General features: G+C 65.0%; 19 protein-coding genes. 2 read left to right on the plus strand and 17 right to left on the minus strand.

Annotation, left to right across the window (positions count from 1 at the left end; all coding sequences use genetic code 11):
• Window positions 1–8: 8 nt before the first annotated feature.
• From LQK81_RS19015 to LQK81_RS19065, 11 genes are all read right to left on the minus strand, one after another.
• Window positions 9–707, minus strand: coding sequence for an acyltransferase (locus tag LQK81_RS19015; protein WP_230807942.1), 699 nt, complete (start codon window positions 705–707; stop codon window positions 9–11).
• Entirely contained in the window at window positions 697–1,803 is a 1,107-nt protein-coding gene (locus LQK81_RS19020; RefSeq protein ID WP_230807943.1) for a DegT/DnrJ/EryC1/StrS family aminotransferase, read from the minus strand. The genes LQK81_RS19015 and LQK81_RS19020 overlap by 11 nt, the downstream gene beginning before the upstream one ends.
• Window positions 1,800–2,837 (minus strand): Gfo/Idh/MocA family protein, encoded by a 1,038-nt coding sequence (locus LQK81_RS19025; RefSeq protein WP_230807944.1) that lies wholly within the window; start codon window positions 2,835–2,837, stop codon window positions 1,800–1,802. The genes LQK81_RS19020 and LQK81_RS19025 overlap by 4 nt, the downstream gene beginning before the upstream one ends.
• Window positions 2,837–3,340, minus strand: coding sequence for an acyltransferase (locus tag LQK81_RS19030; protein ID WP_230807945.1), 504 nt, complete (start codon window positions 3,338–3,340; stop codon window positions 2,837–2,839). Before LQK81_RS19030 ends, LQK81_RS19025 begins: the two co-directional genes overlap by 1 nt.
• A gap of 385 nt (window positions 3,341–3,725) precedes the next feature.
• A complete protein-coding gene (locus LQK81_RS19035; RefSeq protein ID WP_230807946.1) occupies window positions 3,726–5,954 on the minus strand; it encodes a calcium-binding protein in 2,229 nt (742 codons plus the stop codon).
• 567 nt (window positions 5,955–6,521) lie between these two features.
• On the minus strand, window positions 6,522–7,199 hold the full coding sequence (locus LQK81_RS19040; RefSeq protein WP_230807947.1) for a polysaccharide deacetylase family protein: 678 nt from the start codon (window positions 7,197–7,199) through the stop codon (window positions 6,522–6,524).
• A gap of 2 nt (window positions 7,200–7,201) precedes the next feature.
• Window positions 7,202–8,152, minus strand: coding sequence for a glycosyltransferase family 2 protein (locus tag LQK81_RS19045; protein ID WP_230807991.1), 951 nt, complete (start codon window positions 8,150–8,152; stop codon window positions 7,202–7,204).
• A 62-nt stretch (window positions 8,153–8,214) separates the two neighbouring features.
• Complete coding sequence (locus tag LQK81_RS19050; RefSeq protein ID WP_230807948.1) at window positions 8,215–8,472, minus strand: acyl carrier protein; 258 nt, start codon at window positions 8,470–8,472, stop codon at window positions 8,215–8,217.
• A 53-nt stretch (window positions 8,473–8,525) separates the two neighbouring features.
• Window positions 8,526–9,752 (minus strand): pyridoxal-dependent decarboxylase, exosortase A system-associated, encoded by a 1,227-nt coding sequence (locus LQK81_RS19055; RefSeq protein ID WP_230807949.1) that lies wholly within the window; start codon window positions 9,750–9,752, stop codon window positions 8,526–8,528.
• Window positions 9,749–11,338 (minus strand): acyl-CoA ligase (AMP-forming), exosortase A system-associated, encoded by a 1,590-nt coding sequence (locus LQK81_RS19060; protein WP_230807950.1) that lies wholly within the window; start codon window positions 11,336–11,338, stop codon window positions 9,749–9,751. Before LQK81_RS19060 ends, LQK81_RS19055 begins: the two co-directional genes overlap by 4 nt.
• 17 nt (window positions 11,339–11,355) lie before the next feature.
• Complete coding sequence (locus LQK81_RS19065; RefSeq protein WP_230807951.1) at window positions 11,356–12,243, minus strand: hypothetical protein; 888 nt, start codon at window positions 12,241–12,243, stop codon at window positions 11,356–11,358.
• 281 nt (window positions 12,244–12,524) lie between these two features.
• On the opposite strand from LQK81_RS19065, the gene LQK81_RS19070 reads away from it, so the two are divergent.
• Window positions 12,525–13,427 (plus strand): glycosyltransferase family 2 protein, encoded by a 903-nt coding sequence (locus LQK81_RS19070; protein ID WP_230807952.1) that lies wholly within the window; start codon window positions 12,525–12,527, stop codon window positions 13,425–13,427.
• A 121-nt stretch (window positions 13,428–13,548) separates the two neighbouring features.
• Here the strand turns inward: LQK81_RS19070 and LQK81_RS19075 are convergent, their stop codons facing one another.
• The 6 genes from LQK81_RS19075 to LQK81_RS19100 all read right to left on the minus strand — a co-directional run bounded on the left by LQK81_RS19075 (window position 13,549) and on the right by LQK81_RS19100 (window position 20,468).
• Entirely contained in the window at window positions 13,549–15,252 is a 1,704-nt protein-coding gene (locus tag LQK81_RS19075; protein ID WP_230807953.1) for a dihydroxyacetone kinase family protein, read from the minus strand.
• Window positions 15,253–15,266: 14 nt separating this feature from the next.
• Window positions 15,267–16,202, minus strand: coding sequence for a sugar phosphate isomerase/epimerase family protein (locus LQK81_RS19080; RefSeq protein ID WP_230807954.1), 936 nt, complete (start codon window positions 16,200–16,202; stop codon window positions 15,267–15,269).
• 40 nt (window positions 16,203–16,242) lie between these two features.
• The gene (locus LQK81_RS19085; RefSeq protein ID WP_230807955.1) at window positions 16,243–17,781 is read right to left on the minus strand and encodes a tripartite tricarboxylate transporter permease; all 1,539 of its coding nucleotides are present in this window, start codon (window positions 17,779–17,781) and stop codon (window positions 16,243–16,245) included.
• Between the two features lie 31 nt (window positions 17,782–17,812).
• On the minus strand, window positions 17,813–18,313 hold the full coding sequence (locus LQK81_RS19090) for a tripartite tricarboxylate transporter TctB family protein (RefSeq protein WP_230807956.1): 501 nt from the start codon (window positions 18,311–18,313) through the stop codon (window positions 17,813–17,815).
• Window positions 18,314–18,372: 59 nt separating this feature from the next.
• Window positions 18,373–19,359, minus strand: coding sequence for a tripartite tricarboxylate transporter substrate binding protein (locus tag LQK81_RS19095; protein ID WP_230807957.1), 987 nt, complete (start codon window positions 19,357–19,359; stop codon window positions 18,373–18,375).
• Between the two features lie 71 nt (window positions 19,360–19,430).
• On the minus strand, window positions 19,431–20,468 hold the full coding sequence (locus LQK81_RS19100; RefSeq protein ID WP_230807958.1) for a 4-hydroxythreonine-4-phosphate dehydrogenase PdxA: 1,038 nt from the start codon (window positions 20,466–20,468) through the stop codon (window positions 19,431–19,433).
• A 195-nt stretch (window positions 20,469–20,663) separates the two neighbouring features.
• On the opposite strand from LQK81_RS19100, the gene LQK81_RS19105 reads away from it, so the two are divergent.
• On the plus strand, window positions 20,664–21,350 hold the full coding sequence (locus LQK81_RS19105; RefSeq protein WP_230807959.1) for a GntR family transcriptional regulator: 687 nt from the start codon (window positions 20,664–20,666) through the stop codon (window positions 21,348–21,350).
• The last annotated feature ends 39 nt before the right edge of the window (window positions 21,351–21,389 follow it).

The following is a 21,389-nucleotide window of genomic DNA, read 5'->3' on the forward strand; positions in this document are numbered from 1 at the left end:
TCCACCGTTCACGAGGGGAGGTCCGGCAGCGGTTCCTGCCGCCACCGGATGAATTTCGCCGGCACGCCGGCAACGACCGAAAAGGGCTCGACGTCGGACGTGACCACCGCGCCGGCGCCGACGATGGCACCCTTGCCGATCGTGACACCGGGCAGGATCGTGGCATTGGTGCCGATATCGGCCCAGGCGCCGACCCTGACCGGCTTGATCTCCAGATCGGTGCGGATGATTGGGACGTCGACGGGGATCGCCGTATGGCTAGAGCCGAGCACCTTCGCGCCGGGTCCCCAGCCGACATGGTCCTCCAGCACCAGATTGCGCGCGTCGAAATAGGCTTGCGGGCCGATCCAGACATTGTCGCCGATTTGGCAGGTGCCGTCGAAGCGGCCCTGGATATAGGCTTGGGCGCCGATGAAGACGCCGCTGCCGATCTCGAAGGTGTCCGCATGCTTGAAGCCGACGCCGCTGCCGACCTGCAGCCCGGAGCCGGAACTGCGGGCGAGCGCCTTCACGATCAGCTTGCGCATCATCGCGTCGAAGAACCCGTCGCCCATCGCAAAGCGCCCGTAGAACTCGACGAGGCCCGCGGGCGTATAGGCCTGCTTCAGTTCCTCCACCAGCGCACGCTGATGGTCCGGATCGGCCGGCGCCTCGCGGCGGCCGTGGACCGAAGGGACAATGCGGGCGGCGAGCTGTTCAACCGACATAGGCATCCTGCTCCATCGCTGCCACCACCTGCTCGACCTGCCCCACCGTCATCTCCGGATAGATCGGCAGCGACAGCACGGTGCGCGCCGCGGTTTCGGAGACCGGGAAGTCGCCCGCCTTGTAGCCGAGGTCGGCATGGGCCTTCTGCAGGTGCACGGGAATGGGATAGTGCAGCCCCGTCTGGACGCCCTCGGCCTGCAGGTGGCGCTGCAGCGCGTCGCGGTCGCGGCAGCGCAGGGCATAGACGTGATAGACGTGCCGGCGGCCCTCGATCTCGACGGGGGTCTTCACTTCCGGCGACCCCTTCAGCAAGCTGGAATAGCGCTTGGCATGGGCGCGACGCGCCTCGGTCCAGTCCTCGAGGTGGCGGAGCTTGACCCGCAGGATCGCACCCTGGATGCCGTCCATGCGATAGTTGAAGCCCTTGAGCGCATGGTGGTAGCGCTGTTCCTGGCCCCAGTCGCGCAGCATGCGGATGGTCCTGGCGTGGTCGTCGTCGTTGGTGACGACGATGCCGCCCTCACCGCAGGCGCCGAGATTCTTGCCCGGATAGAAGCTGAAGCAGCCGGAAACGCCGATGCTGCCTGCCCGGCGTCCGTCGAGCTCCGCGCCGTGCGCCTGGCAGGCATCCTCGATGACAGGAATGCCGTGGCGATCGGCGATCGCCTTGATCGCATCGAGGTCGGCCATCTGGCCATAGAGATGGACCGGCAGGATCGCCTTGGTGCGCGGCGTGATCGCCGCCTCCAACTGCTGCGGGTCCATCGTCAGCGTCACCGGCTCGACGTCGACGAAGACAGGGGTCGCGCCGGCATAGCAGATCGCCGATGCGGTGGCGACGAAGGTGAAGGGCACGGTGACGACCTCGTCGCCGGGGCCGACACCGGCGGCGAGCAGCGCCAGATGCAGGGCGCTGGTGCCGGTGTTGACGGCGATCGCATGCTTCGTCCCGCAATAGGCCGCAAACTCGCGCTCGAACTGGGCGACCTCCTCGCCCAGCACATACTGTGCCGAAGCCAGAACGCCGAGAACCGCCGCGTCGATCTCGCTCTTTAGCGAGGCGTACTGGGCCTTCAGATCGAGGAACGGGATCATGCAATACGCCTCTGCTGCTCGAGTTCGATGACGCGGCCGCGCTGGGCAAGCGACTGGGTTGCGGCTTCCAGAATGCGCACGACGCGCAGGCCCGCCTGGCCGTCGGCTTCCGGCTGGCCGTTGGTCTCGATGCATTCGACGAACTGCCGCAGTTCGCGGCCGAGCGCCTCGGTCATGTCGAGTTGTGGGGCGTACATGTCGCCGGTGCGGTAGCCGACCAGCATCTGGTAGACCTTCTCGCCGTTCTTCTGCGGATTGCCGTTGAGCGTGATGCCCTTGTCGTAGACCTTGATCTTCTCGCTGGCCTCGAGATCGTCATAGACGATCATCTTGCCGCTGCCGCCGACAAGCGTGCGCCGCACCTTGACCGGCGCCAGCCAGTTGACGTGGACATGCGCGATCAGCTTGCTCTCGAAGAAGAGCGTGAGATAGGCGATGTTCTCGGGCTCGCCGGCGACGTGGCTCATCCCTGTGGCACAGACCGCCACCGGCTTTTCCGGCAGCACGTAGTCCATGATCGAGAGATCGTGCACCGCCAGATCCCAGATGACGCTGACGTCGTGCTGGAACAGGCCGAGGTTCACCCGCACGCTATCGTAGTAATAGATGTCGCCGAGGCCGTTCTCGACGATCTCGCGCATCTTGCGGACGGCGCCGGTGTGGATGAAGGTGTGGTCCACGGCGAGCACCAGCTTGCGCCGCGCGGCCTCCTCCACCATCCGGCGTGCCTCGTCGCCGGTGGATGCCATCGGCTTTTCGACGAAGACGTGCTTGCCCGCCATCATCGCCTTCATGGCGAGCGGGTAGTGGGTCGAGACCGGCGTCGCGATCGCCACCGCGTCGACCCGCGGATCGCGCAGGATCTCCTCGAAGTCGTCGGTGATCTCGATTGCGGGATAGCGGAGCTTGACGTTCGCCAGCCGCTCCTTTGCGAGATCACAGACATAGACTACTCTCGCATTGGGGATCTCGGCGATGTTCCGAACCAGGTTCGGCCCCCAGTATCCATATCCGACTACAGCAATGCCGATCATCATTTTCTCCCGGAAGAGAGGATCTCGTAGGGCGCGTCCGCGACGCGGCCGATGACGCGCGCCGGCACGCCGGCGACGATTGCATGAGGGGGCACGTCCCTGGTCACCACTGCGCCGGCTCCCACCTGCGCGCCCTCGCCGATCGTCAGGCCGGGCAGGATCGTGGCATTGCTGCCGATCGAGGCCCGGCGGCCGACGCGGGTGGGAAGCAGTTCCCAGTCGCTGTCGGTCTGCAGGCTCCCGTCCGGATTGACGGCGCGCGGATGCATGTCGTTGGTGAACATCACGCCGTGCCCGACAAAGACGCCATCCTCGATGGTGACGCCCTCGCAGATGAACGTGTGGCTGGAAATCTTGCAGTCGCGGCCGATGGCGGCGTTCTTCTGGATCTCGACGAATGTCCCGATGCGGCTGCCGGCCCCAATCGTGCAGCCATAGAGATTGACCAGATCGGGATGATGAATGACGACCCCCTCGCCGAGGGTCACTGAAGGTGCGATCATTCCGGATGAGCCCCCGTTCCCGCCAAACCCCAAGAAGATCTGTGGCCTGAACCCACGGTTCCCGGCAAAGTTCTTCCGGGGTTCAGCAGAGTTCTTTTCAGGCTGGGAGTAAAGGAAACAAAACGCGGTAGTCGTTTCGTCTAAAGGTGTATCCGAACGGGGGTAGATGCTCAGTATGCGCGGCTGCGATTAGCCGCCTCGCTCGAAGGTGTGACCCTGCGGAACGTCCTGCGTCCACCGCGCAGCGGTGACAGGGGTAGACGGGCCACCATCACGCCTCGCGAAGGTGTCCGATGCGAAAAGCGCGCCGAGGTGTCCACCGGCGCGCTTCCTGTTCTCTACAAATTCCGTCGGCGCAAGCTCCGGCGGCAAACGTGGTTCGCTATCAGAACAACCAGATGTCGTCGGCCGACAGTGTGTAGCCGTTATCGAAGACGGCGACCTTGATCTGTGAGGCCGAGCCGCTGCCGTCCTTGTCGAAGTAGAGCGTGTCGGTCTTCCTGTCGAAGATGAAGCGGTCGTTGCTGTCGAGCGCACGGGTGCCGAGCCGGAACGCGCTGTCGGCCAGGGCTCCGGTGGGCCCGGAGGTGACGTCGAAACGGATCAGGTCGTTCGAAGCGAAATCGGTGATATGGTCCGGCTTGTCCGATTTCAGGGTCGCCTGACGGAATACGAACCCGTCTGCGCCGCTGCCGCCGGTGAGCTTGTCATAGCCGCCATCGCCGCGAATGATGTCGTTGCCGGCGCCGCCCTTGATCACGTCGTTGCCGCCACCGCCATATAGCCTGTTGTCACCGGAATTTCCGATGATCTCGTTCGCCTTGCCGTTGCCCGTGCCCGTCAGGTCGCGGCTTCCCGACAGATGGAGGTCTTCGATGTTGGCGCCGAGTTTGTAGCTGGCGCTCGCCTTGACGAGATCGTGCCCCTTGCCGGGCTTCTCGATCACAACGTCCCGCGAGTCGTTGACACCGTAGGTGTCGTTGCCGCTACCGCCGATCATCTTGTCGACGCCGAGGCCCCCCTTGATGACGTTGTTGCCGCTGTTGCCCTTCAGCGTGTCGTTGTGGCTGGAGCCGGTCAGGTTCTCGATGCCGGAAAGCTTGTCGCCCTGGGCGTGCCCCCCGGTGCCGGTGCCCTTCCAGAGGCTGACGTTCACCGCAGCGTTGGAACCGGAATAACTCGCCGTGTCGCGTCCGCTGCCACCGTTGAGGGTGTCGGCGCCTGCGCCACCCTTGAGCGTGTCGTTGCCGGTCCCCCCGTTGAGCGTGTCGTTGCCGGCGCGACCGTCGAGGGTGTCATTGCCTGCCTTGCCGTTGAGGGTATCCTTGCCGGAGGTGCCGACGAGCTTGTCCTTGCCGCTCGTGCCGTCGATCACCTTGTTACCCGGGGTCGGAGTCGGGGTCGGCGTCGGCGTGGGCTCCGGCGTCGGCTCCGGGGAAACGGTCCCGTCACCCGGCTCGGGTGCCCCGTTCCTCGGATACTGGACGTTGCCGGAGAGAGACGGCTTGGAGTTCTCGATGCTGTAGTAGCCGTAGTAGCCCTTCTCGATGTGGTTGTTGGTGATCGTGACGCCGGTGATCGGTCCACCATTGGCGCGGCCGTCGACATAGATCGGATAGCCGCTGTCGCCGAGCAGCAGGTTGCCGGTCACCTTGACGTTGGCGATCGGGCCGAAGTCGTTTTTGATGAAGACGTCGGAGGTGTCGCGGCCGATGACGGTGTTGCCTTCGATCAGCACGCCGTTCTGGCCGCCCTGCACCGAGATGCCGTCATAGTGCGGGTCGGAACCGGCCGCCTCGAGGTCGTGGATGTAGTTGCCCTTCACCGTGCTGGCGCCGCCCTGCAGGACGATGCCGTTCTCCGACCTGGAGATGTCGTTACCGCTGAAGTTGCCGCTGCCGAGGATGGCGGCATTGGCGGTGCCGGAATAGCCCGGGCCGGTGATGTCGTTGTTCTGGATGGTGACGTTCCTGGCGCCCTCGGCGTCGATGCCCCAGGTGCCGCTGTACTTGATGACGCTGTTCTTGATCACGACGTTGTCGGCGGTGATGCGCAGCGAGCCGTTGATGATCGCGTTCTCGATCACCGTGCCGTCCCTGGTGATGGTCATCGGGCCGGTATAGGCCTTGAGCGCGGTTCCGGCCGGAACGCCGGTGGTCGAGGCATCCGGGAAGCCGGACGAGGTTGCGGCGGCGGCAGCAACCGGTGCCGCTGCTGCGGCTTCGACGCTGCGGGCAGCCATGGTGTCGGCAGGGGCCGCGGTCGACTGCGTTTCTGCGACGGCGTCGGTGACGCCGGCGGTCTTGACGGAGGACAGCTCGGTCGACGACTGGAGATCTGCCTTGGTGGCGGTCGTGCCCGACCTGCCGGCGAGCGAGACGTCGCCCCAGCCGCCCTTGAGGTCGGCAGCCTTCTTGCCGAAGTCGTCGATCAGCTTGCTGACGCGCTCGTTATAGGCATTGGCATCCAGATCATCGGTGCGGCTCGACAGAAGGTCGAGCAGCTTGTCAAGCGACAGAGCTACAGCCTGGCCATTTTCGTTGATGGTACCACCGACGTGCGTCGTCTCAGCCCGGACTCCGGACTTGATTTCATCGCGAATTGTGCTTGTCACTGCAACTTTGCCTTTCTCCCCACCCTGAACCCTTTGGAGATGAGTGGTTACTATCTGTGTGTTAAGCCGGTTAATATTTTTGTTAATCCGACGGCACGGCGGAACTAATAGTGCAGCTTTCCGGGGGCTGCAACGCCTCGGAACCAGTAAGACTACCGACTATATTGGCCATATTGCCGCCACATTATCTCGGCCGGCTGCAAGTTATTTTTTGAAATATTTGCCAGAATCGGAAACGCCCAAATTAAGGCAACTACTGGCTAACCATCCGACGGAGAAGTTGAAATCCATGCGCCCACTCGCGGGATCGGCGCTGAAAACATTAGGGAATTCTTAACGAAGGGCGCTCGAGTGTTGCAGAAATGCGCGCAGCGCGTGAAATTCGAAAATTTTTGTGAATATCGCAATTTTGCAATCTATGAGCGGATGTCCGCGGGCCTTCAATCACCGATTCGTGTCCGCTGCCGCTCACAAGCGGCAAGGCGCGCAGCGAATCAGGGCGGTGATATCCAGGGTCCGGCGGCAGCTCCCGCTGATATCCGACCGGCCCGCGCCGTGACACTCGCTTCAGATCCAGGCCCGCGCGGTCATGCCGGCGAAGCGGCGCAACCGCCGCCAGGGGGCAATGTTCCCGGAAAGCACCTCTTCGAGACTACGGTCGGTCATGTCCTGCCGCAGCGACGTTCGCGGATGGAGAAAGGCCGCCGTGGCGGAACTTCCGCCGTCGCTCGAATAGGCAACGGCATACTCGGCCCTTCTCAAGGCGCGCAAGACTGCGGCATTGTAGCGGCCGAACGGTATCGCGGCCGACTGTACGGGGGCCGCGCAGATCTCCTCGAGGGCCGCTTTCGAGGTGCCGAGCTCGTGCTGCAACGCATGTGCCGAAAGGCTCGACCAGTCGCTGTGGGCCACACCGTGGCTGCCGATGCGCATGCCCATCCGCATCAGCGTCCGGATCTGGTCCTTGTCCAGCGACCCGGCCTCGCCGATGCGGCCCGACAGGACGAAGAACTCCGCCTCAAGGCCGCGCCTTTGCAGTTCGGGGGCAGCGATCAGAAGATCGGAAGCGTTGCCGTCGTCGAAGGTGATCGACAACCGGTCGCGATCCGGATGATCAACGATGCGATCGAGTACTGCACGGAACCGGTCAACGCCGAGCCAGTACGGCGCCTCTCCGGGCTCCAACGCCCGGAGAGGCTCGCCGACGCCATGGAAATTGAGAATTCGCCGTCGATCCGCCGCCATGGCTAGTTCCGCGTGTTGGCCTGGAATTCGGATACGGGCCTTAGCGGCATCAGGGCGCTATAGAGGGCCGCCCGGTGCGGCGCGCCCCGCCTGTACCTGATGGCCTGCCCGGCAGCGACTCCCAGCCGGAATATCGAGGTCCGTAAAAATCCGTGATGGCGCCCGTAGTAGCGGATCCGGTTGGAGGTCAGCAGCGCGTACAGGCGGGGGCTCGCGCCGCTGCCTCCGGAGGCATGCATCACCTTCGACCGTGGTTCGTAGACGATCTCGAAGCCCGCCTCGCGCACCCTTCGCTGGTAGTCCACCTCCTCACTGTAGAGGAAGAAGGTTTCGTCCCAGTCGCCGACAGTGCGCCGGACCTGTGCGGAGACGAGGAGGGCGGATCCGGTCGCCCACTCGATCGGTCCGCTGCGATCGTAGCGGGACGGCTCGCCCACGACTTCGCCCCAGCCGATCCGCGCCGCCAGCGTCCCGCCCAGGATCGCGTCGGCCCAGGCGCTCAGCATGGACGGCTCCCGCCGAAGCGTCGGGTCGAGCGTGCCGTCCTCCCTGTAGTTCAGCGGAACGACGACGCCGACGGTCGGCATGTCGAGATGATCGAGCAGCGGCCTCACCGCATCAGGATAGAGCCTGAGGTCGGGATTGAGAATGAGGAGATGGGAGTTCGGATGCACGGTCGCGGCGGCCGCATTGATGGCGGCGGCATAGCCTGCGTTTCGGCCCATGCGGATGACCTTCGGGCGGATCGGATGAGCTTCCGCCAGGTCCGCGGACCCGTCCCTGGATTCGTTGTCCACGATGACGACCTCGAAGCGGTCGACCCCGTTCAACCCCGCCGGCACCGATCCGAGCAGGGCCGGCAGGGCGGAGGCGCTGTTATAGGTGACGATGACGACGGACACGGTGGCCGCCGCCGCCCCTGCCGCCTCGAGCACGGGCGAACTGTGCTGAATTCTGTCTGCCAATTCCGGTCTCCCACGCAGTTGCAGCCACCTTCGACCCGGCGCATCCCGGCCTAGTGGCTCAGGTTGCTATCCACGAAGCGGGCCAGGGACCCGACGGTCTCGAAGACTTCGCCGGTGAAGTCGCTGTCGTCGATCCTGAAGCGGAACCGCTGCTCCAGCGCGGCCGCGAGGCTGAGGACAGCGAAAGAATCGAGTTCCGGGATATTCCCGAACAGGGGCGTCGAGGCCGCCTCGATCCTGCCCCGGTCTTCTATGCCGAGCGTCTCTATGATGACGTCCTTCACGGCTTCGAGTGTTGACGTATTCATGCTGCCCTCTCAGTGTCTGAAACCAAATCTTCGAGCATGCGCGCAAGGCGACCCTAGACCAGAACCTCCGCCGGCATCGGGTGGCCGAGAAAGGCGGTCGGGCTGGCGGTCAGGCCGTAGGCGCCCGCCTGGAAGATCACGACGAGATCGCCGACGTCGGCACGCGGAAGCATGACGTTGTCACCCAGGAGATCGAGCGGCGTGCACAGGCATCCCACCACCGATACGCTCTCCAGTTCGGTGTCCCGCATCCGGTTGCCGATGACGATCGGATAATTGCGACGGATGACCTGCCCGAAATTGCCGGAAGCGGCGAGTTGATGATGCAGGCCGCCGTCGACCACGAGATAGACGCGCCCCCGCGAGACCTTGCGATCGACGACGCGCGTGACGTAGATGCCAGCTTCGCCGACCAGGTACCGTCCAAGCTCGATCACGACTCGGGCGTCGGGGAGTTGCGGGTGGATCGATCCCTCGATGAGATCGCCGAGCGTCTTTCCCACCGGCGAAAGGTCGAGCGGGCGATCCTGCTCGAAATAGGGGATGCCGAATCCGCCGCCGAGGTTGAGATAGCGCACCGGCCAGGGGCACTCGCCGGCAAGCCGCAGCAGCAGCGCGACATTCCTTGCCAGCGCCTCGCAAAGGATTTCGGCATGCAGGTTCTGCGAGCCGGCAAAAACATGGAATCCGAGGAAGTCGAGATCTGTCGCCGCGAGCGAGCGCAGCAGCGCGGGAACCTCCTCGACGTCGACGCCGAACTGCTGCGGCCCGCCGCCCATGCGCATGCCGGATCCCTTGACCTGGAAGTCCGGATTGACCCTGAGGGCGACGCGCGGGCGGATTCCCAGCCTGTTGCCGATCTCCACCAGCCGGGTCGCCTCGTTTGGCGATTCCATTTCGATCTTGACGCCAGCCGCCACGGCCTGCGTCAGTTCCGCTGTGGTCTTGCCCGGGCCTGCAAAACTGACATGTGAGGGAAGCACCGGCGTGTCGAGCGCGACCCTCATTTCCAGCGCCGAGGCGACGTCGAGCGCATCGACCAGGCCGGACAGGTGCTGGACGACCGCCGGCATCGGATTGGCCTTCACCGCATAGCTCAGCTTGACCGCCTGCGGCAGCACCGACCGGAGATATCCGACTCGCGACGTGATCAATTGCCGATCATAGGCGAAGAACGGCGTCGTGCCGACGCGTTCGGCGAGACGATCGAGCGAAACGCCGCCGACGGCGAGGCAATCTCCGGCGACCGCAAATTCGGCGATGGAGGGGTGTGCGCTCACGAGCTGGCCTTCTCCCTCAGCAGGACCCGGTCGAACTTGCCGTTCGGGTTGGTTGGAATGACGTCCATTTCGATGACCTCCGAAGGCACCATGTATTGCGGCAACCGTTTCCTGAAGGCCGCCAGCAGGGCGGCTGCGTCGAGCGTTTCGGCAACAGGGCTTACGACGAGGACGATGCGCTGCCCGAGTGCCGCGTCCTCCACCCCGAGCGCGACCGCATCACGGACCAGGCCCGTGGCGTAGGCGACCTCCTCGATTTCGGTCGGACTGACGCGGTAACCGGAGGTCTTGATCATCTCGTCCTTCCGCCCGACGAAGAACAGGAAGCCTTCCTCGTCGGCGACGACCGTATCGCCGGAGAAGACCGCGATTTCGGGGGCCCGCCAGCTCGTGTCGACGTCCGGGAGCGGCCGGAAGCGTTCGGCGGTACGCACCGGGTCGTTCCAATAACCCATGGCCACCAGCGGGCCACGATGAACGAGTTCGCCGTGTTCTCCGGCCGCGCAGCGCGAGCCGTCCGGCCTGACGACGAGGATCTCGGCGTTCGGAATGGCCTTGCCGATTGAATCCGGCCGGCGGTCTATCTCGGACGGATCGAGATAGGTCGAGCGAAAGGCCTCCGTCAGCCCGTACATCAGGTAGGGCAGCGCCTGCGGGAACAGCGCGCGCAGCCGGTCGAGCGTCGCCTTCGGCATGCGCCCGCCGGTATTGGCGAAGTAGCGCAGCCGCGCAGCCACTTCGGGCGGCCAGTTGAGCTCGGCGATCTGGATCCAGAAGGGCGGCACGCCGGTGATCCCGGTCACGCCATGCTTTTCGCAGAGCCTTATGACGTCGCCGGCCAGGAGGAAATTCATCAGGACGACATGGGCGCCGGAATTGAAGGCCGTCGTCAGCTGGCTCAGCCCGGCATCGAAGCTCAGCGGGAGCGCGGACAGGATCGTGTCGTCGGGACTGTTTCCGAGGTAGTGGCTGACGCTTTCGGCGCCGACGATCATGTTGCGGTGGGTGAGAACGACCCCCTTCGGCTTGCCGGTGCTGCCCGAGGTGTAGAGGATCGCCGCCATGTCGCAGTCGACCGTCTTCATCTCGGGTTCCGCCCCGGCCCCCGCCGAGAGCAGTTCGGCCCAGCCATGCGTCTCGCGGCCTCCAGCCTGCGTCCGGCGGTCGTCGGCATAGGCGTCGTCCACGAGGATGACGTTGCGCAGCTTCTCGTTGTCGGCGATGAATTCCTGGAGCTGGGCGAGGCGGTCGGGTGAGGTGACGAGGACGCGCACATCGCAGTTACCGAGAATGTAGGCGACCTGCTGCGGCCTGAGCAGGGGGTTGACCGGCACGGTGACGCAGCCTGCAGCCGTCGTGCCGAAGATCGCCACGACCGTCTCGATGCGCTTTTCGAGGAAGACCGCGACGCGATCGTCACGACGCATCCCGATCGCACCGAGCGCTGCGGCGAACCTGCCGACCTGCTGCCAGAGTTCGGCATAGGTGCAGGTCGCATTCTTGTAGGTCACCGCGGGAGATGCCGCATGGACATGGGCTGCCTGCTGCAGGAGATGGGCCAGGTTGGTCTTGATTGCCGGTCGCATGTATCGTCCCACTCCCACTACCAAGGCACGCAGGTCAGTTCGCTATAGAGGTAGTCAACCTGGCTCGACGACACCCTGCTGCTGCGAAACATCTTGGGTCGTGGCGAGGCCAGCAGGATGGAGTATCGCGGCCGGGAGCAAACGACGCGCGTTTCGGCAAGCGTCACCAGGATGCCGTGATGGGTCAGCAGATGGCTGTAGACATGGCGGGCGACCCGCTGAAACAGATCCGGATTGCCGACATGAAGGATCGAGGCGAACAGGCGGAGCTTTTTCCGGCTGTCCCTGCGAAACATCACATAGCAGCATTCGCCGTCCGCTATCACCGCGAGGTGATAGGCCGCAGGAGCGCCGGCATGGTCCCGGTAGATCTGCAGATCGCGGTCGTTCAGGCTCTTTTCGATCGTGGCCGGATCGGAGACGATGCGCAGGCGCTTTCCGAGCCGCAGCCATGGCCAGTTGGGGACGAACGCCGTCGCCGTATCGAGATGCTGGAAATTCAGCCGCGTGTTCAGCGGAACGACGTTGCCGCTCGGCGACAGGTCGGTGAAGGTGTAGCCGTCCTGGGCAAGCATGGCCCTGAGCAGCCTGAGACCGTGTGAGCGGTACGGCTCCAGCACGCACCAGGCGGAAAGATTGCAGAAATTTTCCATCCGATCGTCGACGCGTCGCCGGGAATAGAACGCGACATAGGCGCCGAGCACGCGCACGCCGTCCACCAGCATGAAACCATGATTGGGCGATGCCGATTGCCACGTCGGGCGGATGGCCGCAGCCCATGCCGACGGCGACAGCCGGCTGTTCAGTTCGGCATGAAGAAACGCGGCAACGCGTTCCACGTCACCGGGTGTGATCGGGCATATCTCGATGTTTTCGGCGACCGATCTGAACTCAGAGTGTGACACTGTCCGCCAATTCCTTCGCAATCTTCCCCAACCGGTCGCCTGCGCTTAGTCCAGACATTTATAGCCACCTGCCGAACCGAAGGTAGTTCGACAAAAGGTCAGGTCCCTATCCCCATTGCCGACTGGAGCGTTACGGTTTGCTGGTCGTATGGTCGATCTCGCCGTCTTTGCGGATACGAACGGGAGGCTACGATATTCATGAGGCATCACGTCCCGATCCCGGTCGAAAGTCCGCATGCGCGGACTGCCTGGCAATGTCCTGTTCTGCCGGAGACCGGTCGATGATCAGCGTCATCGTCCCGCATCTCGACCAGGCGGAGGCGTTGCGTTCGTGCCTCGCCTCGTTGCGCGCCCAGACCGGTCTCCGCCAGGAGGCCGAAATCATCGTTGTCGACAACGGATCCAGGGTGCTCCCCGTCGAGATCTGCTCCGCCTTCCCCCGCGTCACCCTGCTGTCGCAGCCGGTGCCGGGGCCGGGGCCGGCGCGCAATCTCGGCGTCGCGAGCGCGAAGGGCGACATCCTCGCCTTCATCGACGCAGACTGCATCGCCGGAAGCGGCTGGCTTGCCGAGATCGAGCGCTGCCTTTCGGCCCATGCGGATTTCGCGATCCTGGGCGGCGACGTGCGGATCGCCTGTGCCGACCCGAACAGGCTGACGCTTCTGGAAGCCTATGAGAGCGTTTTCGCCTATCGGATGAAGGAATATATCGCCAAGCAGGGCTTTACCGGCACCGGCAATCTGGCGGTGCGTGCGGAGGTTTTTGCAGCCGTCGGCCCGTTCGGCGGCATCGAGATCGCCGAGGATCGCGACTGGGGGCAGCGCGCCCTGCGGCTCGGCTACCGGACCCACTATCTCCCCGACATGATCGTCTATCATCCGGCGCGCAAGACGTTTGCCGAGCTCGCCAAGAAGTGGGAGCGGCATACGGCGCACGATTTCGTGCGGATCCAGTCGCAGCGCGGATGGCGGCTGCGATGGATCCTGCGCAGCCTGGCCATCGCGGCCTCACCCGTCGCCGAGCTCCTCAGGATCGGCCGGACCGACCGGCTGAAGGGCTTGCGCTCGCGCGCCCTCGCCTTCATCGGCGTCGTGTTCGTCCGCTGCTACAGGTTCTGGATCATGCTGGCGCTGGCCTTCGGCGCCAACGCCCCGGCATGGAGCGCCCGCTGGAACCGGGCATAGAGCACAAGCCGGTCATGCTCCTGCACGACGGCGGAGCCGATATTCCATGGCCGCCTCACGCTCCGGAAGCGTGAGGCGAACTCTTTCCCCAACCCTGGCGCGGAAGCCTTGCCCGGTCGCGTCAGCCGAGCGTCGCCGCCACGCGGCCGGCGATCATCGACAGGGAGACGGCGCCGGCATCGGGATGACCGATGCTCCTTTCGGCGAGGGGGCGGGCACGCCCGAGCTTCGGCGTCAGCTGTGCGGTCGCATCGGCCGCAGCCTTCGAGGCGGCAGCCGCATCGGCCCAGGCGGCCGGCAGCGCCTTGCCGGCGGCAAAGCTCTTCTCCAACGTTTCGACGAAGGGCACGAGCGCATCGACCAGCGTCTTGTCGCCGACCTTGGCGCCGCCGAGACTGGAGACACTGTCCAGCGCCAGGCGTGCGCCCTTGACGACGGCGGCGCCTTCGGCCTCCGTCTCGTCGTTGAGCGCACTGCTCCACGACCGCAGCAGCAGGCCCCAGATCGCGCCGGAGGTGCCACCGGCACGGTCGGCCCAGGCGTCACCCGCGGCAGCGAGCACGCTCGCCGTTCCGGCGCCGACAGTGCTGGCCGCCTTCGCCGCGTCGAGTGCGGCGGCCGCGCCGCGGGCCATGCCCTGGCCATGGTCGCCGTCGCCGGCGCGCGCGTCGATGAGGCCGAGTTCCTCCTCGGCATCGTGCAGCAGGGCCGAAATCTCGCCGAAGATGCGGGCGATGCAGGCACCGCCGCGCTTGCCCTCTTCGGTCGCGGCCGGATACTGCGCCGGGCCGTCCTCGTCAGCGAGGACATCGGTGGCGGGCACGGTTGCGATCGCCTCGCCACGGCGCAGGACCGGCGTGTCGCACGTCGCCGTCCAGTAGGTCTCGAGTTCATTGTCGAGCCACAGCAGCGTCAGCGAGCAGCCCTGCATGTCGAGGCTGGTCACGTATTCGCCGGCCTCCGGCGCCACGACCTCGAGCCCCGCCTCCTTCAGCCGCGCTGCGACCGCCGTCCAGAGCACGAACAACTCTTCATACTTCGTCGAACCGAGACCGTTCAGGACAGCGCCGACCCTGACCGTGCCCGCGGGGCGCTCGGCCAGCAGCTTGTCGGTCAGGAGCTTGGCAAGATCGCTCGCCGGGACGATCGCCTCCTCGCGAATGCCCGGTTCGCCATGGATGCCGAGGCCCAGTGCCATCTGGCCTTCCGGCACGGTGAACAAGGGATGGCCGGCACCCGGCAGAGTGCAGCCGTCGAAGGCGACGCCGAAAGAGACGGTGCGATCGTTGGCATGGCGCGTGATGCGTTCGACCTCGTCCAGCGAGAGCCCCGCTTCCGCGGCCGCACCGGCGATCTTGAAGACCACGAGGTCGCCGGCGATGCCGCGCCGCTTGGCCGGCGTCTCCGCCGATGCGCTGGCAACGTCGTCCGTCACCGGAACGATGCGGACATCGATGCCTTCGGCGCGCAGGCGCTCGGCGGCGACGCCGAAGTTCAGCACGTCGCCGGCATAGTTTCCGAAACCGAGCAGGATACCGCCGCCACGATGGGCCTTGCGGCAGACACGCGCGACCGCCGCAGTCGACGGCGAGGCGAAGACGTCCCCGGCGACCGCCGCATCGGCGAGACCCGGGCCGACATAGCCGGCAAAGGCCGGATAGTGACCGGAGCCGCCGCCGACGACGACGGCGACCTTGCCCTCCGGCACGGCCGTCGCGCGGACCACCCCGCCCTTCACCGGGCGAACGAAGCGGCTGTAGAGGGCCGCGAAACCGGCCAGCGCCGTCGTTGCAAACTCTTCCGGGGCGTCGAAAATCGTCGTCATGGGCGAAATCCTCGTCAGCGCGGCAGGATGCGCCGCAGATAATCACGATTGGTGGCTGCGACCGACAGACCGTCGCCGCCGTAATGTTCGCACAGGAAGGGGCTGGCATAGCCATGCGCCAGCGCCATGCGGATGGCGGCGCGATAGTTGATGATGCCCGATTCCAGCGGCGCGGGGTGGGTCATGATTGCACCGGACGCCGGATCTTCCATGCGGGTATAGTTCTTGACGTGCCAGAACTTCGCATAGGGCGCAACCTTCGCCATCATCTGCTGCCAATGCTCGACCGGTCGGTGCAGGCGAATGAGATTGCCGAGATCGGCGTTGATGCCGACATTGTCGAGCCCGACTTCCTCGACGAACCGGACCGAGCTGTCGGCTGTGCCGAGATAGGTGTCCTCGTACATCTCGAGCGAAACCTCGATGCCAAGCTCCTCGGCATGACGGCCGAGTTCGCGGATGCGGGAGACGGCCTTCTGCCAGATCGCCGGATCGTCCGGGTTCCTCGCGCCGTCGACGGTCCAGAACCACAACACCTGCTTTTGCGCCTCGGTCAGCGGCTCGAACAGGCCGAAGGAGACGGCGCTGGCGCCGATCGCGCTCGCGGTATCGATGACGCGATGACCGTAGGCCAGATACTCATCGCCGTGCACCGCGTCGATCACGCTGCGCCTGGACGTGGAGATCGCGGGGACCGAAAGCCCGAGCGATCGCGTCAGGGCCATGAAGCTCTCCAGCCGCGACGGCGACAGGTCGGCGAGCCGCAGCCAGCTGTCGGTCGGGTCGAGCTCGGTGAAGCCGGCCTCGACGATGTCGGCCAGCGTTGCGGCCCACTCCTCGACGGACTGGTCCTGAACCGAGCGGCCGTCCGGCAACAGGTTCGGATACTGGATCATGGCGGCCGCGATCGGCCAGGTCTCGTTGTTCCACTTTCGCGGCGTCGCGTTCATCGCAACCTCCCTCGTTTCCACAGGATCGGCAGGCGGGCCGTCAGACGGCCGGTTTGCCGTCGTGATCGATCCCGGCCGGGTCATTCGGGCGACGGCGCGCCAGGCCGAGCAGCCAGAAGGCGAGCGGCGACAGCAGCAGCGACAGTCCGATCAGCATCAGGACGCTCACCAGGCCATTCGACCAGAAGATCGACAGGTTGCCGCCGGACATCAGCATGGACTGGCGGAAGGCATCCTCGGCCTTGTCGCCCAGCACCATCGCAAGGACGAGCGGCGCCAGCGGATAGTCGAGCTTCTTGAAGACGTAGCCCAGCATGCCGAAGGCAAGCACCAGCCACATGTCGGAAATCGAATTGCCCACCTGGTATGCACCCGAAAGGATGACGGCGACGATGACCGGGCCGATGATCGAGAACGGAATCCGGAGGATCGAGGCATAGAGCGGCACGGTGGCAATGACGAGGACCACGGCGACGATGTTGCCGAGATACATGGAGGCGATCAGGCCCCAGACGAAATCCGGCCGGTCGGTGAAGAGGGTCGGGCCGGGGGTGAGGCCCCAGATCATCAGCCCGCCCATCATCACGGCGGCCGTGGCCGAGCCCGGAACGCCCAGCGCCAGCATCGGCAGCAGCGCGGAGGTGCCGGCGGAGTGATCGGCCGTCTCCGGCGCCACGATGCCGCGCGGATCACCCTTGCCGAACTGCGACTTGTCGCGTGCCGAACGGCGGGCGACGCCGTAGCTCATGAAGGAGGCCGCCGTGGGACCGGCCGGGGTGATGCCCATCCAGATGCCGATCAGCGTAGAGCGCGCGATGGTGAACCAGTGGCGCGGCATCTCGATCAGCGTGCGGCCGATTTCGACGAGGCGGACGCGCGCCTTGATGCCCTCGAAGCGCAGCCCCTCCTCGGTGGTCAGGAGCAGCTCGCCGATCCCGAACAGGCCCATGACGGCGATCAGGAACGAGACGCCCTTGATCAGTTCGGGGATGTCGAAGGTCAGGCGCAGGTTGCCGGAGATCGTGTCCATGCCGACCGAGGCGAGCGCAAAGCCCATCATCATCGACACCAGGGTCTTGAAGGGCGACTGGGCGCCCATCGAGATGAAGCTGGCGAAGGCAAGGAAATAGACGGCGAAGTATTCCGGCGAGGAGAAACGCAGCGCGAAATTCGCCACCCAGCCGGACATGAGCGTGATCATGACGACGCCGGCAAGCGCGCCGAGGCCCGCGGAGACGAAGGCAAGCGTCAGCGCGCGGCTCGCCTCGCCCTTCTTGGCCATGGGATAACCGTCGAAGGTCGTCGCCACCGAGGAGGGTTCGCCGGGAATGTTGAAGATGATCGACGTGGTCGAGCCGCCGAAGAGCGCGCCCCAGTACATGCAGGACAGCAGGATGATCGCCGAGATCGGATCCATCGAGAAGGTCAGCGGGAGAAGCAGCGACACGCCGTTGGGCGCGCCGAGGCCGGGCAGCACGCCCACCAGGATGCCGAGCGTGACGCCCAGCATCATCAGGAGAATGTGGTTCCAGCTCAGGACGTGGGCGAACCCGTCCATCAGCAATCCGATGTTTTCCATGTCTTTCCTCCAAAGACAGCCGGCGCGGGGATCAGTAGATCCCGAACCACGCCTCGACCGGCCCCTTCAGCAGAGGAACCTTGAAGCCGATTTCGAAAATGACGAAGAAGAAGAGCGAGACGGCGATGCCCACCGGCAGGCCGATCCACCATTTGTAGCGGCCCTGGAAGATCATCGTGCCGGCGATGTAGAGCGCCGTGCCGACGTAGAGGCCGAGGAAGGTCGAGACGGCCGCGAAGGCGACCAGCGGCAGGAAGAAGCCGAGAACCGCCCTGAAGCGCGCGGCGTCGACGAAGATTTCGCCGCTGCCGCGATGCTTGATGAACGCGGACACCAGGTTGGCCAGGCTTCCGAAGGCGATCAGCAGGCCGATATAGAAGGGGAAATAGCCCGCATCCGGACCCATCTCGGTCCAGCCGGCGCCGGCCTCGATGGAGCCGTAGCACACGGCAACGCCGAAGGCGCCGGTCAGGAGGGCGACGCCTGCCTCCATGACGAAGCGCGGCAGTCCCTTTTCACCATGTTCTTGCATATTGAGCCTTTCGAACGGGTTGCGGACGCCCGAAGGCGTCCGCACTGACCTTGGGAGGATCAGTTGGCCAGCCAGCCTTCGCGCTTGAGCACTTCGCTGACGGAGGTCTCGTCGCTCTTGATGAAGGTCGTCAGCTGCTCTCCGCTCATATAGGCCGGAGACTGCGAGGTGTCTGCGAGATACTTGGCCCATTCCGGCGTTTCGGACACCTTCTTCAGGACGTCGGAATAGAACTGGACGACATCCGGCTCGACGCCGGCCGGCAGCCAGACGGTACGCGGCATGGAGTAGTTCTCGATGGCGATGCCGCTTTCCTTGCAGGTCGGGATATCGGACCAGCCCTTGTCGCCGGCGACCTTGGTATCGCTCTTCAGCTTCTCGGCCTTGAAGACGCAGAGCGGCTTGACCATGCCCGCCTGCCACTGGCCAAGGTTCTCGCTCGGATTGTTGACGTTGGCGGCGATATGGTCGCCGGCCAGCTGGACGGCCGCCTCGCCGCCGCTCTTGAACGGGATGTAGCCGAGCTTGGCGCCGGATGCATCGTTGATCATCGAGGTCAGGATCTGGTCGACATCCTTCGACTGGCTGCCGCCGACCTTCATATCCGCATCCTTCGCCTTGGCGACGAAATCGGCAGCGGAGTTGAATTCGGAATTGCCGTTGACCCAGAGAACGAACTCGTCGGCTGCGAGCGCCGAAACCGGGATGAGGTCTTCCGACTTGTAGGGAACCTTGGCGCGGATGGGCAGGAGGTAGGCATTGTTGGTGCCGAAGGCGAGCTTGTAGGCATCGCCCTTGTAGCCTGCGGTATAGACGAAGCCTTCCGCGCCGCCGGCGCTGCCCTTATTGGTGACGACGACCGGAGCCTTCATCAGCTCATACTTGGCGATGATAGCCTGGATCGTGCGGGCGAAGATATCGGTGCCGCCACCGGGGCCGGCGGTCACGACGAACTCGACCGGGCGGTTGGGCTCGAAGGCATGTGCCGGGGCGACAACGCCGAGTGCAGCAGCAACGACGCATGCGAGAGACAGGCTTCTTTTCATAGTCAACTCCTCCGTTTGACGATACGGCACGAGACCTCCTCCATGCCGCTATTGGTGAAAACCGATGGAAATCAGGCAGCGGCGGAAATTGCCGATGCACGCTTGGCCATGCGGGCGGCGAGCAGGATCGCCTCGCGGCTGGCGCCGACGTCGGCAATCCCCTTGCCCGCGATATCGTAGGCGGTGCCATGGGCCGGCGTGCACAGCGGGAAGGGCAGACCGCCCATCATCGTCACGCCCTTGTCGAAGCCCATGAGCTTCATCGCGATCTGACCCTGATCGTGATACATGGTCAGCACCGCATGGAAGCCCTCCTTGAGGGCGCGCAGAAACACGGTGTCGGCCGGGAACGGCCCGTCGACGTCATAGCCGCGAGCCTTCGCCTCGGCGACGGCCGGCTCGATGATGTCGATCTCTTCCATGCCGAAGCTGCCGCCGTCGCCCGCATGCGGGTTGATGCCGGCAACGGCGATCTTCGGGTTGTCGTAGCCAGCGCTCTTCAGGCAGGCCTGCGCCAGCTCGAGCTCGCCCAGGATGCCGTCCACGGAAATCGCCGACGCCACTTCCGAAAGGGGAATGTGCGAGGTGACGCGCGCGTTCCAGACCTTCTCCAGGACGTTGAACTCGCGAACCTTGCCCTCAAAGCCCAGCACATCGGCGACGAAGCGGATTTCGTCGTCATAGCCCGGATAGGCAAAGCGCATGGCCTTCTTGTTGAAGGGGGTGAAGCAGACCGCCTGGGCGCCGCCGCGATGGGCAAGCTTCAGCGCCTCGCGGAAATTGTGCGTGGCGAACGTGCCGCCGGCAAGCGTCGCCTCTCCACGCGTCACGTCCGCCGGGTCGAGATTCTTCAGGTCGACGAAGACGTGCCGGTCGGTTCCGGCCTTGTCGGCACCTTCCAGCGTGGCGCTTTCGAGCGAGAGCGTCAGGCCGGCGGCTTTCGCACCTTCGTCGAGGATGCGGCGATCACCGATGGCAATGATGTGTGCTGCGGCGCGGACTTCGTCCAGCGCAAGGATGCGCGCGGTCAGCTCCGGGCTGATTCCGGCCGGATCGCCCATGGCGAGCGCGATAACGGGACGCGCATCGTTTGCGCCGTTCGTTGTCATGATGATGTTCCTCCTCGTCATGCCTTGTGACGGCACACATACGGCATTCAAAACGCTGCATCAAGTCTTTTGTATTCTGCATGCAGCATTTTCCATTGACGCCGCTTTGCGGTATTGCCATGGTCGCTGGGGTCGTGTTGGGAGAATCGCTGACGCGCGTCAGAACGCGGAGCAGACACGGTGGAAAGACAAAAGATGGACGAAATCAACACCTTGGACCGACCGGCTGCGGGCGGCCCCGGCCCTATCCGCCGCACCGCCCTGCACGACACGCTCGTCAACCACCTGCGCGACATGATCATCGAGGGCAACCTTGAGCCGGGCACGCGCCTGCATGAGGGCCAACTCGGCGAGCAGCTCGGCGTATCACGCACGCCGCTGCGCGAGGCGATCAAGTATTTGGCGAGCGAGGGCCTGGTCGAGCTGGTGCCCAGCCGCGGGGCTGTCGTGAAGCGGTTCAGCGGCAAGGACGTGCAGGACATGCTGACAGTCCTGCGCAACCTCGAGGAACTGGCCGGCAAGCTCGCCTGCCAGCTTGCGAGCGACGCCGAGATCGCCCATGTCCGCGCCCTGCACGACGAGATGGTCCGGCGGTACAAGGCAGCGGACCGGCTGCAGTACTACAAGCTGAACCAGGACATCCACACGGCGATCGTGCGGCTGGCGCAGAACGCCACGCTCGCCGACATCCACCAGATGCTCCAGACCCGGCTGAAGCGCATTCGCTTCATCGGCCACGAGGGGCCGGAGAAATGGGCCGCCGCCGTCGCCGAGCATGAAGAGATGATCTCGGCGCTCGAAGCCCGCGACCCGGCGCGGTTGTCGGACGTGCTCGGCCGCCACCTGGCAAACGCCTGGGAACGGGTCCGCAGCGCCCTTTAAGGGCAGGATACCGATCGCCGCCTTTCCCCGCCCGGAATG

It is taken from the genome of Rhizobium sp. GN54, from assembly GCF_021026345.1.
Classification (GTDB): domain Bacteria; phylum Pseudomonadota; class Alphaproteobacteria; order Rhizobiales; family Rhizobiaceae; genus Mycoplana.